Annotated in this window: 10 protein-coding genes; 3 read left to right on the top strand and 7 right to left on the bottom strand. The window is 49.4% G+C overall.

What is annotated here, in order from left to right:
* Positions 1-11: 11 nt before the first annotated feature.
* From ACN083_RS08115 to ACN083_RS08130, 4 genes are all read right to left on the bottom strand, one after another.
* On the bottom strand, positions 12-884 hold the full coding sequence (locus tag ACN083_RS08115) for an ABC transporter ATP-binding protein (RefSeq protein ID WP_419102340.1): 873 nt from the start codon (positions 882-884) through the stop codon (positions 12-14).
* Positions 881-2,902 (bottom strand): dipeptide/oligopeptide/nickel ABC transporter permease/ATP-binding protein, encoded by a 2,022-nt coding sequence (locus tag ACN083_RS08120; RefSeq protein ID WP_419102341.1) that lies wholly within the window; start codon positions 2,900-2,902, stop codon positions 881-883. Before ACN083_RS08120 ends, ACN083_RS08115 begins: the two co-directional genes overlap by 4 nt.
* A 2-nt stretch (positions 2,903-2,904) precedes the next feature.
* Positions 2,905-3,858 carry an ABC transporter permease gene (locus ACN083_RS08125; protein WP_419102342.1) on the bottom strand — a complete coding sequence of 318 codons (954 nt, stop codon included), beginning with the start codon at positions 3,856-3,858 and terminating at the stop codon, positions 2,905-2,907.
* A gap of 161 nt (positions 3,859-4,019) precedes the next feature.
* Complete coding sequence (locus tag ACN083_RS08130; RefSeq protein WP_419102343.1) at positions 4,020-5,639, bottom strand: ABC transporter substrate-binding protein; 1,620 nt, start codon at positions 5,637-5,639, stop codon at positions 4,020-4,022.
* A 178-nt stretch (positions 5,640-5,817) separates the two neighbouring features.
* Here ACN083_RS08130 and ACN083_RS08135 point away from each other — a divergent pair, with 178 nt between their 5' ends.
* Positions 5,818-6,612: a FadR/GntR family transcriptional regulator gene (locus ACN083_RS08135; protein WP_419102344.1), complete on the top strand. Its 795-nt coding sequence runs from the start codon at positions 5,818-5,820 to the stop codon at positions 6,610-6,612.
* A gap of 117 nt (positions 6,613-6,729) precedes the next feature.
* On the top strand, positions 6,730-9,624 hold the full coding sequence (locus ACN083_RS08140; RefSeq protein WP_419102345.1) for an exo-alpha-sialidase: 2,895 nt from the start codon (positions 6,730-6,732) through the stop codon (positions 9,622-9,624).
* A gap of 156 nt (positions 9,625-9,780) precedes the next feature.
* Here the strand turns inward: ACN083_RS08140 and ACN083_RS08145 are convergent, their stop codons facing one another.
* Both ACN083_RS08145 and ACN083_RS08150 read right to left on the bottom strand, forming a co-directional pair.
* Positions 9,781-10,767 carry a 3-methyladenine DNA glycosylase gene (locus ACN083_RS08145; RefSeq protein WP_419102346.1) on the bottom strand — a complete coding sequence of 329 codons (987 nt, stop codon included), beginning with the start codon at positions 10,765-10,767 and terminating at the stop codon, positions 9,781-9,783.
* Positions 10,768-10,812: 45 nt separating this feature from the next.
* Positions 10,813-12,108: an aspartate kinase gene (locus tag ACN083_RS08150; protein WP_419102347.1), complete on the bottom strand. Its 1,296-nt coding sequence runs from the start codon at positions 12,106-12,108 to the stop codon at positions 10,813-10,815.
* A gap of 412 nt (positions 12,109-12,520) precedes the next feature.
* Here ACN083_RS08150 and ACN083_RS08155 point away from each other — a divergent pair, with 412 nt between their 5' ends.
* Positions 12,521-13,027, top strand: a complete 507-nt coding sequence (locus ACN083_RS08155) for a DUF2087 domain-containing protein (RefSeq protein ID WP_419102348.1) — start codon at positions 12,521-12,523, stop codon at positions 13,025-13,027.
* 26 nt (positions 13,028-13,053) lie between these two features.
* Here the strand turns inward: ACN083_RS08155 and recR are convergent, their stop codons facing one another.
* Positions 13,054-14,028 carry a recombination mediator RecR gene (recR, locus tag ACN083_RS08160; protein WP_419102349.1) on the bottom strand — a complete coding sequence of 325 codons (975 nt, stop codon included), beginning with the start codon at positions 14,026-14,028 and terminating at the stop codon, positions 13,054-13,056.
* Between the last annotated feature and the right edge of the window lies 1 nt (position 14,029).

The raw sequence follows: 14,029 nt of genomic DNA on the forward strand, positions 1-14,029 counted from the left end.
ACGTGTTCTTTTTAGACGTGAAGCAAGGTCGGTGCCGCACCCAAAAGAGTGCGTGTGTAGTCCTGCGAAGGACGGTCAAAGACTTGTTCCGCGCTACCTTCTTCAACGATGCGTCCCTTATTCATAACGCAGATACGGTCAGAGACGTATCGAACGGTCTGAATATCGTGGGAGATGAAAACCATTCCCAGATAAAGTTCACGCTTGAGGTCGCTCAAAAGGTTAAGTACCTGCGCGCGAACAGAAACGTCCAACGCACTGGTAGGTTCATCTGCCACAATCACTTTGGGTTCAAGAGCTAACGCACGAGCGATAGCTACACGCTGGCGCTGACCACCAGAAATTTGAGAGGGCAAAGCTTCAGAAGCTGACACCGGTAGACCGACTAAATGTAGAAGTTCACGTACTCGACGGTCTCGTCCACTTTTATCACCGATGCCGTGCACATCCAGCGGATCTCGGAGAATATCTTGGATTGTCATACGAGGGTTCAACGCGGTAGCTGGATCTTGGAAGACAATCGAGATATCCGAACCGAAATCATGTCGTAGTGCAGCGTTTCGTTTGAGAGCACTCTTCCCCTTGAAGAGAACATCTCCGTCTGTTGGTTTTTGAAGACCCACGATAACTGACGCCAAAGTGGACTTACCGCATCCAGACTCGCCGACGAGACCGATTGTTTCGCCGCGGCGAACTTTCAGAGAAACACCATCGACAGCTTTGACGATATTTGGTTTGAAGATACCACCAGTACGGGAACGGTGGTGAACTTTGACATCTTTGAGCTCGATGATGGTCTCACCTAGACGGGCTACTGCCTTACGCCCAACAGTGTTGAGCAGTTCTGGGTGAGCGTCAGCGTTGTTGCTGTTTTCGTTGCTCATGACTGTGCTCCTTGTTGTGCTTGTGCGTCTTCTGGTAGGTGAGAAGCCCAGAAGTGGTCGTCTTCTCCAGGGACTGGAACGAAGACAAGCTTCTGATGAGGATCTGCATCTTCACGTAATGAACGAGGTGCAAAACGGTCACCAACAGCGAAGTCGCCGGGGGAGGGGACTGTACCAGGAATCTGGTAGAGACGTTCAGAACCGGATTCGATAGAGAGGACCGATCCTAGAAGTCCACGAGTGTACTCGTGCATAGGGTTCTTCAGAAGCTGTACGGTTGCACCAGCTTCCACAATTTGACCTGCATAGAGGACAGAGATACGGTGCGCTACCTGTGCAACAAGTGCGAGGTCGTGGCTCACGAAAATCATCGCGAATCCTAACTGTTCACGGAGCTCATTGAGCAAATCAATGACCTCAGCTTGAACAGTAACGTCCAGAGCAGTCGTTGGCTCATCTGCAATAACGAGTTTGGGTGAACGAGATAGTGCCATGGCGATAAGTACACGCTGACGCTGACCACCAGAAAGCTCGTGTGGGTACGAGTTAAGGGTGCGGATAGGATCAAGCTTCACTAAGCGTAGAAGCTCCTCAGGGGACTTACGTCCACCACGGCTAGTGAGTTGTTCCATCTGGTCTTTAACCAACATGGAGGGGTTCAAGGAGCTAAGAGCGTCTTGATACACCATGGAGATGATAGAACCGCGTAGTTTTTCAAAGACAGATTCAGGTGCTCCAACAAGTTCTTGTCCTTCAAAGACAGCAGAACCCGTAATCTTTGCTTTCTTATCGAGCAGACCGATAATTGCCAAAGAGGTAATGGACTTACCAGAACCAGATTCACCAACGAGTCCCATGGTCTGTCCTTCGTACACGGTGAAGGACACTTTATCAACGACTGGGGTGTCGCCGAAACGTTCTGGGAAGTAGATGCTGAGGTCTTTGACTTCAAGGATTGCAGGAGCGTTCTTATCTACGACGAAACGGTCGGTACGACGGTTTTCTGCCTCACGAAGTTTGACAAGAACGTTATCTAGTTCGCGTTGTGCTTGAAGGTCGCGGTGCTTGCGGATTTCTGCAAGTTTTGCTTCTGCAAGTTCCTCTTCAGCAGTGATGCCGTTAGCGCCAGCTACTGGGTCGGTATCTTCGATAACGACTTTGCGGCGTAGCTTGGGGTTGACCATTGCGTCTGTCATGCCTTCGGAAAGGACGTTCAACGCAAGAACGGTTAAGAGGATGACGATACCTGCAAAGGTTGTAGCCCACCAACCACCAGAGAGGATGAGCGCACGACCGTCAGAGATGACGTTACCCCATGAAGGGTTAGGTGGTCGCACACCTGCGGAGAGGAAGGACAAGGATGCTTCGAGGATGATAGCGTCTGCAACCATGACCGTTGCGAATACGAGAACTGGTGCGATGGTGTTGCGGACGATATGTTTTGTCAGAATGTAGGGGCGAGCTGCACCCATCACGCGTTCTGCGCGGACGTAGTCTTCGTCCCAAGCAGCGAGTACCTGTGCGCGGACCACACGAGCTAGCTGTGGAGTGTATACCACTGCGATAGCAATGATGATGGTGGGGATGGAGTTCCCTAGTGATGCCAAGAGCACTGCGGCAAGTGCGATACCGGGGAATGCCATGAAGATGTCCATGATGCGCATAATGGTTTCAGAAGCCCATTTGCCACTGGTTGCTGCGATAGCTCCGAGGATGCCACCGGCAATAAGCGCCACGGCAACGGAACCAAGACCAACCATCAAAGAAGATTGTCCACCGTACATCAGGCGTGAGAAGATGTCGCGGCCTTGACGGTCTGTGCCAAACCAGTATTCAGAACTTGGTGGGTCAATTGGCATTCCCGTTGAGGCTAGCGGATTATGTGGGGCAAGCCAGGGAGCCGCGAAGGAGATGAAGATGATAAATACTAAGAACCCCAGGGCGATTTTAGAACCAAGTGGCAATGCTTTGAAGCGAACGCCAGGGGTGGAGAGTCGTTCGGCGAGTCCTCTGCGCACAGTTACACCGTCCTAATTCGTGGGTTGATGAGTAGGTAAAGGAGGTCAACCACAATGTTGACGAGGACGAAGGTCACCGCGATGGTGAGTACTACGCCTTGTACGAGGTTGACGTCGTTACCTGTGATACCGGTAAAGATGAGGTTGCCCATGCCGTTGAGGGAGAAAATCATTTCGATCACGACAGCACCACCGAGGAGGTAGCCAATACGCAAACCAAGAACGGTTACGGGAGTGATGAGGGCGTTTTTGAGAACGTTCTTTGTGACGACTTCGCGGTAAGGAACACCGTTGCCGATAGCGGTACGAACGTAGTCTTTATCGAGTTCTTCAACCATGGAGGTGCGTACGGTACGGATTAAGGATGCGCATACGGGTACTGCGAGAGCTACTGCTGGCAGTGTCATATAGGATAGCCATGTTCCAAATCCTCCGCCTTCTGGTGGGGTGCCTCCGGATGGGAAAATTCCTAGGTCAAGTGCGAAGTATTGGATGAGCAAGATACCGAGCCAGAAGGAAGGCGTTGCGATAGATGCCATGGAGAGTACGCGGATGATCTGGTCTGGCCAGCGGTCGCGGTAGAGTGCGGCGATGACGCCGAGCACGAGGGAGACGACTGCTGCGATGAGAACGCCGAAGAATGTGAGCTGAATGGTGACAGGAAATGCTGCTGTGATTTGGTCGATGACGGGCTGAGCCGGTGCGGTGGTCATGCCGAGGTCAAAGTGGAGCAGACGCCAGAGGAAGGCGAAGTATTGCACGATGAGAGGCTTATCTAAGCCGTGTTCAACACGATATGCTTCTTTTGCTTCTTGTGAAGCGCCTTCACCGAGGGCGATAGTTGCTGGGTCACCGGGGGTGAATTGCAAGATAACGAAGACGAGGATTGTCACACCCAAGAGCATGATGGGTAGTGCAAGTAGTCTTCTTCCAAGTAGTCGAAGAAAATTAGCCAAGAGAAACTCCCGCATAGAGAATGCGTGTGAAAAAGGTTCGACGGTGGCTCCCGTGGTACGGAAATGAAGCAATCCGTACCAATGTCCGGAAGCCACCGCCGATTATGATGTGAAGGAAAAAGGGAAAAACCTTCACAAACCGCTGTGTGGAATAGCGGAGATTACTTAGTCGTTCCTACACCAAGCATTGAGATGCCGGTTGTTGGAAGCGGCTTGAAATCAACGAGTGTTTCCGAATCCCACGCAGTAGGTAGTTTGCGGTGGAATAGTGGGTACAACGGAACGTTGTCAGAGAGCAAATCGATTGCTTTCTTCCACTCTGTTTTTGGATCTGATGAGGTAGTTGCAGCGTTCATGTATTCCTGAAGCTGCTTGTACTGTTCAGTTCCGGACCAGCGGAAACGGTTGGTGGGCCAAGTGTCGCCACGGTACCACCAGGAGAGGAGCAAGTCTACGTCGTTACCGAAGACGGAGGGGTCGCCGGGTGCGATGAGGACATCGAAGTTTCCGGTGTCTACGTAGTCGGAGTACAACGAGGACGATGGTGTAGGTTCGATAGTGACCTTGATGCCAGCTTCCTTGAGCGATTCTTGGATGAGCTGAACACAGGAAACAACCCAGTCGTGGTCGGTCGAACGCACGGTGAGGGTGAGGTCTTCAACACCAGCGTCTTTGAGGAGCTTCTTTGCCTTGTCCGCGTCGTGGGTGTAGACGGTGGAAGCTTCAACGTAGTCTGGGTGGCTCTTCTGCAAGAAGGAGGTTGCAGGCTCTGCGTTGCCGAGCAATGCAGTCTTGATGACCTTGTCCATGTCGAGTGCGTAGAACAATGCCTGACGTACTTCAACCTTATTGAAAGGCTCTTTCTCGCAGTTGAACATCATGAAGAGCAAGCCGAATGACTGCACGGATTCGACGCTAAGGCCGGAAGTGTTCTCCAAGACTGAGATATTGTCGTAAGGTACGGACTCTACAGCCTGAACACGCTTGGACTGGATAGCGGTAACACGTGCTGCTGCGTCTGAGAGGATGGACCAGTTCATAGCCTTTGCGAGTGCTGGGCGAGGACCGTTGTACTCGTCGAAGCGTGCAAATTCGATGTGGTCGCCCTTGGTTGCGGAAACAAACTTGTAAGGACCGGAACCGATGGGGTGTGCACCGAAAGCTTCAAAGTCTTTCTCTGCGCTTTCAGGCATGATTTGCATCAAGGAGATGCGGTCAGCGAAGAGCGAGAATGGCTGGTTGAACTTGAATTCTACGGTGGAATCATCAACAGCGTTGACGGAGTCAATGAAGTAGAGGAACTGTGCAAAGAGAGAGCTCTTGTCGGTGAATTTACCGTAGGTGTAAACAACGTCGGATGCCTTGACAGGGTCGCCGTTGTGGAATTTTGCACCTTCACGCAAGGTGACACGGTAGGTGGTGTCATCAATCTTTTCAGGGTCTGCAGTTGCTAGAGCGTTGTAACGCTTACGGCTTGCAGGGTCTAGACCATAAAGACCTTCAAAGATGTGTAGGTTCGCTGCGAGGGGGCCAGCACCGGATGCCTGTGATGGGGCGAAGGTGGTGGAGATATCGTATGCGATACCAGCGGTAATGGTGCCATCTTTGTTGATTTCGCCAGCTTTTGCTCCATCTGCTTTAGTGGCAGAAGAGCCTTTAGAGCCTGAGCCACATGCTGAGATAGATGCAGCGAAAGCGGTAGCGGCTGAAACGGAACCTGCTAGCTTGAAGAAGCTACGGCGAGTCGAGCTGTGCTCGGTGATGTCTTTAAGGTGAGGCATAGTCGCACTCCTTTGTGGACGGTTGTTTATGTGAGAGGAACATCCTAACGTAGGATGTCCTACCTGTACTATAGAATAGTAGCCATCTCCCAGATGTGCAACATCAATAGAGGTGTTACTTTCTATAAAAAATACTAGTTTCGTCTCAAAAGAGATTCTGGATTTGAGAAGAGGAGCCGTGGTAAAAAAAACAAAACCGCACGTGAGAGCGGTTAAAAAAATTTATGAAGTTAATAGTGTCCCCCATGCATCGCGCGCAAAAAACCGTCAATATCAACTTCAAAATGAGATTATCGAAATTATCTTGCGTGAAAAACTCGTGCCGGGAGACCCTCTTCCTACCGAACAACAACTCATCGAAGAACTTGACGTAGGGCGCAACTCCCTCCGAGAGGCGCTCAAAGTCTTAGAAGGATTAGGGATTATTGAAGTCCGTCACGGGTTTGGGACGTTCGTTGGAGGGCGTGTTCTAGAAGCCATGACTCGAGGGCTAACATTCCGCGGATTAACCTCCTTGCATCGTGGCGGTAAAGAAGCACGAGAACTTACGGATGTCCGTCAAGCCCTAGAGACAGGGCTAATCGCTCTTGCAATACCGCTAATGAGTGATGAACAAATAGCAAAAATTGAGTATGCCGTAACTCAAATGGAACAGGCCGTTAAAGAAGGTAAAGATTGGTCATACTGGGACAGAGAATTTCACGCATCGCTTTATGAGCCGTTGAAGAACGATTTACTTTCAGAACTTTTGGAAGTGTTCTGGATTGTCTATAACGTGATCTCCGTGGAGCTAGACGCTATTGTTCCTGCTAGTCAAAAGCAAGGTGAGTCTTTAGTTGCCGCTCACCGAGACATTCTTAACGCCGTGAAAAAAGGTGATGCTATTGCTGGAACAGAGCTTATGGCTGCTCACTTTGCAGGTATTCGAGGGCGTCTAACAGCGTGGCAAAGAGCCACTCGAGAAGATGCCTAAATAAACTTTTTGCACGTGAGCTCCAGATATTGAGCTTTTGGTGTTAGGGTGGTGTTTATCTTAGATGTGCGCTGTAGCACATATTTTAAACATCTATGTAGATGGAGCTTTTCAACGATGAAAAAACACACTAAGAGCATCTTCGCACTCTCACTCATTGCAGCAACCGCAAGCACCGGAATCATTCCTGCTTACGCGACACCACAGCCTGTCCTATCAGCAACCTCTGGACCGGGCACCTACCAAGAACAAAACCTCGGTGAAAAACTCATCGGAGACTCAGCAACCTACCGCATTCCAGCACTAGCTGACCTCGGAAACAATATCATTCTTGCTGCATGGGACGGGCGTCCCTACAACGCAGCAGACGCACCAAACCCCAACTCTATTGTGATGCGCCGTTCAATAGATGGTGGAAAAACATGGAGCGATACCAGCTATATTGCCAGAGGACATCTTGGCAATGATGGAACCCAAAAATACGGTTACTCAGATCCGTCCTTTGTTGTCGACCATGAAGCAGGAAAAGTTTTTGCGTTCTTCGTTAAATCACATAACCAAGGATTCTGGGGTAGCGTCTACGGAAACGATACAAGCGATCCAGACGTCATGGGTGCAGTTGTCACTGAATCTACTGACGGAGGACTCACCTGGAGTGAACCTCGAGACATTACACCCATCGTCAAACAAGGTGCAGATAAAAATAATCCCCAACCAGGAGACGCCCGAGCTATCTTTGCCGCTAGCGGTGAAGGTATCCAACTACGCTACGGAGCCTACAAAGGCAGACTCATCCAACAATTCACAGGAACCGTCAAACAAGCAGCTGGCGGAGAAAAAACCCAAGCGTACTCCGTCTATTCTGACGACCACGGAAAGACATGGAAACGTGGCGAATACGTCGGTATCGAAATGGACGAAAACAAAGTCGTCGAACTCTCTGACGGGAGAGTCATGCTCAACTCCCGTGATTTCGTCTTCTCCGGATACCGAAAAGTAGCCATCTCTGAAGATGGCGGGCACAGCTACTCCGAGGTCACCCTCGACAAACAATTACCCGACCCCAAAAATAACGCCTCAATCTTTAGGATGTTTCCTGAAGCGCCACAAGGCAGCAAAGAGGCACAAAAACTCATCTTCACCAACTCCAATAACAACAACGGAAACTCCCGCGAAAACCTCACCGCACGAGTCTCCTGCGATGACGGGCAAACATGGCCAGGTATCCGACAATTTAAAGACGGCTTCGGAGCATACTCCACTGGAACTGCACTATCAAGCGGTGGATTTGGCGTGCTCTACGAAGCAAGCTATCAAAACGACATGCGTTTTGGTGTTTTCGATGAAGACTGGCTCAACGTCGTCTGCGCACCGTTGAATACAGAAGACATCACCGTCGACGAAAATAGCGTCACCACTATTCCTGTGACAATCACCAACCAAGAAGAACACCCCGTAAGCGGTAGTGTTACCGTCCATGACAACCGCGGATTCACAGCAACAGACGTAAACGTTCCTACCCTTGACGCTGGGGCTAGTACCGTCGTCAATATTCCGCTCACTGCAACCGCTCAAGCACGCAGCGGTTCACTCGATGTTGTCTTTACTGAGGCGCAAGGAAAACAATCACGTTATACCTTCTCTGCACAAGTAAACCGCACCAGTGAAGCACCTTTCCACGTGACCTTGAGCGAAGGGCAAACGACTGAACGTGACGTCTCAACAAACCCATATCACGTAGGAGACGTCGTACCTTATACCTTTCGTGTTACGAACACTAGCGGAGAAACCGTTGACGCTGTACCCACCGGAGGAAACCTCGATAGAGGATTCCTCCCACCCAATGCACCAAACTGCCGGTGGCGTAACCTCGGTGCCGACGCAACCTATGTTTGTAAAACAGCGGGGCACACGGTCACCCAAGAAGATATTGACCGCGGATACTTTATCCCTGAAATAACTTTTAACGCTGTTTCAACAGCAGACCGCTCTAAAACAGGCGAAAGCACATACCGTGGCGAACCCGTCTACGTTCGTGCAATCAATCTAGAACCAGCTCTAAACATCTCTGGAGATATTGCTGGTGACACCAAAGACAGCTATGAAGTCGGCAATATTATCAACTACCGCTTCACTGTGCATAACGCCTCAGAAGGCACTGTTCACTCCGTCCCCATTGCCGGAAACTTTGAGAACGGATTCCTCCCACCCAATGCACCAAACTGCCGGTGGCTCAACCTGAAAGCTGACGCAACCTACCAGTGCCATACTGCATCTCACCGCATCACCGAGGAAGACCTAGAACGAGGCTACTTCCAACCAGAAGCCACTTTTGAAGTCACCTCCACAGAAACACAAAAAACCGCTCAGGTTGAATTTAGGGGAGAGAAAGTCACGGTTCATAAAACAACAACTGAAGAACCTGCCACCCCAGAACCGAGCAACGAACCAGAAGTGAGCACACCATACTTTCACGATGTGCGCCCTGGAGACTTGTTCTACACCGAAATCAACTGGATGGGAGAAAGCGGTATCTCTCATGGTTGGCCTGATAAAACCTATCGGCCGTTAACGCAACTTGACCGTGCTGCGGTAGCTGCATTCTTCTACCGTATGGCAGGTTCACCAGAATATACGGCGCCGGCGGTCTCACCGTTCAAAGACGTACCGACCGACCATGTTTTCTATAAAGAAATCTCATGGTTAGCAGAACAAGGCATCACTACCGGATGGGAAGACGGAACATTCCGTCCCCATGCGCCGGCACAGCATGACGCTATTGCAGTGTTCTTCTACCGTTTTGCTGGCTCTCCTGAATATACGGCGCCAGTGCCATCGATGTTCAAAGACGTTGATTCTTCGGTAATTTTTGCCCGTGAGATTGCGTGGTTCGCTGAACAAGGCATCACTAGAGGCTGGGATGACGGTACTTACCGCCCCTACCAGCCAACACAGCGCGATGCTATGGCAGCGTTTATCTACCGTTATATGAACGATAAACACCAAGATTAATAACCGCTAGCCTTGGCATAGCTTGGGCGTATCGCTTCACCCCTGAGTCTAATACGAGGTGGGTTTAGAACAGTGTGCCAACACTGCTCTAAACCCACCTCGACGCTCTTTAAAATCTTCCTACCTGAGTCCTAAAAGATGAGGAGCTTTAGGAAGCTAAACACTCTGGGCGTGAGCAGGCGACGGCGACAGTTCAGGAGAATACACCGAAGAGACACACTCTAAAAGACGGGTACGTAATTGCTGAGCACGGGCTGCAAAACCACGTTGATAACGCACATATTCTGCTTTACCGGAAGGAGTCTCCACCTCAACAGGGGTATAACCCCAATCGTGGAGATCATAAGGTGCTGCCCGCATATCAAGCTCACGTACTTCCCACGCCAGCTCAAAACAATCCAGAAGAAGTTGAGAATCAACCAAAGGAAGAAGCTTATACGCCCACTTATAAACATCCATGTTCGCGTGTAAACATGCTGGCTGTTCAAGAACACGCTGTTGCTGACGGGTTGGTTGTAGCTCATTCTTTGGGACAGCCTGTGGCATGAAGAACCGGAACGCATCAAAATGTGAGCAACGGATACGATGAGAATCTACCACCTCATTAGTGCCTTCAGCACCTAACCGTAAAGGTAAATAATCATGGCGAATATTATTCTCTACGGAACGATACGCCATCGCCCATTCGTGCATCCCAAAACACCCGAAAAAACCATTTTTCTGGGCAGTATTCGAAAGGATTTCATAGGTATAACTCACGGCTTCAGAACGTCGTTGCAAAAACTGTGCAACATCAACCGTAACAGCACAATCGCTAGAAAAAATACGTTCTTTATGTGCTGCGCTAAGCGGTAATCGAGCAATATCTTCAGCGCTTAGACGCATATAAAATTTCTGTTGAGCATACTCAGGTGCATCAAGCAAAATAACACCAGCACCGGGATGCCAGCGCTTAAACTGTGCAGGCTTGAGGGTGTAGTAAGTGAAAAGGAAATCCTCAACCGGATGTTTTTCTCCGCGATGGCGTCTTGCTAAATATGGGTCCGCAAAAACAGCGGCACGTTCGTGATGTTCACGCGCGTACTTCTGCCACTGCTCAGGCTCATAAACGACCCATGAAAATGCCTCAACGGAAAAACTCATAGGAAGTATTTTACCGTTGAGGCATCACAGAATCTGCGTGAGTCTTTAGCGACCTGTACCACCGTAAACAGTCGCTTCGCCTTCAGCGTCAAGATTAAAAGCCGTATGCACGGCGCGTACCGCTTCGTCGAGCTTATCTAAATCGGTGATAACAGAAATACGAATCTCTGAGGTTGAAATCATCTGAACGTTGATTCCGGCCTGACTTAAAGCTTCAAAAAAGGTGAAAGAAACACCCGAATGTGCTTTCATGCCAGCACCCACGAGAGAGAGCTTACCAATCTCTTCGGTGTAGCGTAGCTCCGTAAAACCGACCTCTTCTTGTGCCTGCTCTAGACGTTTCACAGCTTTTGCTCCCTGATCTTGAGGAAGAGTAAAAGTAATGTCGGTAACGTCAGGGCGGTCTGTAGAAACGTTCTGAACAATCATGTCCAGATTCACGTTAACTTCGTTGAGCAAACCAAAGACTTTCGCAGCAGAACCCGGAGTGTCAACAACCCCAATAAGAGTAACTTTTGCTTGGCTGCGGTCATGTGCAACACCAGAGATAAGAGGCTGTTCCAAGGGAATCTCCTTTAGACGATTAGGGGTTAGTTCTTTAGAATTCTCGGGAATAACAAGTGTCCCCTCCAACTCAGAAAAGGATGAACGAACATGTAATTTCAAGTTAAAACGGCGCGCATACTCTACACAGCGCAGATGCAAAATTTTTGAACCGTTCGCTGCCATCTCAAGCATCTCTTCGCTAGTAATGGTCTCCAGCTTATGTGCGGTCGGAACAACACGCGGATCAGCTGAGAAAACACCATCCACATCAGAATAAATCTCACAGACATCAGCATTTAAAGCAGCAGCTAATGCGACTGCGGTAGTGTCTGACCCGCCACGCCCTAATGTTGTAATATCACCGGTCTGACGGTTCATTCCCTGAAAACCGGCAACGATAGCAATATCGCCCTCTGCTAATGCGGCATGAATACGTTGCGGAGTCACCTCTACAAGACGAGCAGCGCCGTGTACCCCATCCGTAATCATCCCAGCTTGAGAACCGGTAAAAGATTTTGCCTTGACGCCCAGACTATTAATAGCCATAGATAACGCTGCCATAGAGATACGTTCCCCAGCGGTCAGAAGCATATCCAGTTCTCGTGAAGGAGAAGAATCGGAAGTAATCTCTGTGGCAAGATCTAATAGTTCGTCGGTGGTATCTCCCATCGCGGAGACGACCACTACCACATCATTCCCTGCTTTTCGGGTATCCACAATACGTTTGGCTACGCGTTTGATACCGTCTGCATCTGCGACCGATGAACCACCAAATTTTTGAACAATCAGGCTCATAAACTTACTCCACTAGATTTTCTTCTGAAATAACCGTCAGAGGGCTGACGATTCTGCATCCATACTAGAGTAGTTCAGTGTTCAAGTGGTAAACGCGTCTCAAACGTAGACATTGCTACACAGATTACTTCATATTAACCCATGTTGTGTAACCTGAAACACTATATTAATTGTGTTTTTCGTACCCCATGATGTATCCTCACTTTAGGCGAACCCTAACGCCTAACGGCATCGTTGAACCCTAGCTTAAACAATGCACCGTAAAGGGGAAAGACTCCTCCTGGGATACACCACAACACCTCAGCACCTCTACTTCCTCAGTAAAAGACGGTGCACAACGTGGTACACATCGAGTTCACATCATCAGATAACACTAATAAGTAGGCTAGGGATACACACGTAAGGGTTATCCATGACAGCTCAACGCAACTTCAAATCTCAAGTCCGCGCTCGCATGCAACAAACAGGGGTAAACTACACCACCGCTCGCATGGAATTACTCAAAGAGTATGAAGAACGCCAGCAGAACGCACGCAGAGAAGCCTATCAAGAACACCAAACTATTGTTTCTCGATTCTTTAAAGACGGCGCGATGACCGTTATGCCATCAAAACGTCGAACACGAGCACATATTTTGCTTTATTTGGTTAACTATTTTCAGGCTGGACGCACCTACACCGAGCAAGAAGTAAACCGCATTCTTTATCAGTTGTGGCCAGATTTTGCGTACCTGCGCAGAGAACTTATTGATTATGGGTATTTAGAACGCAACGCTCACGGCGAATATTGGCTAACATCCTTTAGTCCAGAACGGTGGGGAACTGTTCTACACGATGAAGCTCCAGCGTGGGAATTTTACTGGCTACCAGAGTATTTAAATGGGCAAGAAAAACAGGTAGATTTCTTCGATACGATATAGACTCCTCAGGCAATACGCAGTGCAACTCACTGCCAAGGGTTTACATAGGTTCGCCCCGGGATAGGCGGAATCTGAGGGGTCGGGGTACGTAACGGAGTCTTCTTTAACTCCTCTAAGCGTTCTTGATAGCTCTGCTGCTGAGATGAAGAATCATCTTGTTCTTCTGAGCGAGAGCTACCCTCAGGTTCCGTTATCGTTTCGGCATCGAGTTCTTCTAAAAGTGGTTCATTGAGAGTGCTCTGCTGCGGTGCATCTTCATGTTCTTCAGATAAATCTTCGAACATTGAACCATTCCATCTTGGACGAGGTTGCGGGGTCGGTGCGTTCTGAACTTGTCGTTCTTGGTCTTCAGCAACAGCTTGAGTAAATGCTTCCGCATGGTTTTCTGTCTGGTGGCGGTTACCTTCAGCGATAATACGGCGACCTTCTAACGCACGTCCAAGAGTAATCTCATCTGCGTATTCAAGGTCTCCGCCAACAGGCAATCCAGAAGCTAAGCGAGAGACTCGCACACCTAAAGGAACAAGTAACCGAGAAAGATACGTTGCTGTAGCTTCACCCTCAAGGTTGGGATCCATCGCCAAAATAATTTCTTCGATACGTTCGTCAGCAAGACGTGCAATGAGCTCACGAATACGAAGCTGCTCAGGCGTAAGCCCCGCTAAAGGGTTAATGGCCCCACCTAAGACATGGTAACGTCCATGAAAAGAACGAGTACGTTCAATAGAAATCACGTCTTTTGACTCTTCAACAACGCATAGCGTCGTTGGGGTACGACGTTCATCGCGACAGATAGCGCATTGGTCTGTTTCGGAGATATTTCCGCATATTTGGCAGAAACTAACGGTATTTTTGACGGTGTTGATTGCGTTAGTGAGTTTTTGCATTTCTGAAGAATCAGCATTCAGAATATGAAAGGCGATACGCTGGGCAGACTTTGGCCCCACACCTGGCAATCTGCCAAGCTCATCGATGAGGTTCTGCACCGCAGCATCGTACATA

The organism is Rothia sp. CCM 9418, from assembly GCF_048512825.1.
GTDB lineage: Bacteria > Actinomycetota > Actinomycetes > Actinomycetales > Micrococcaceae > Rothia.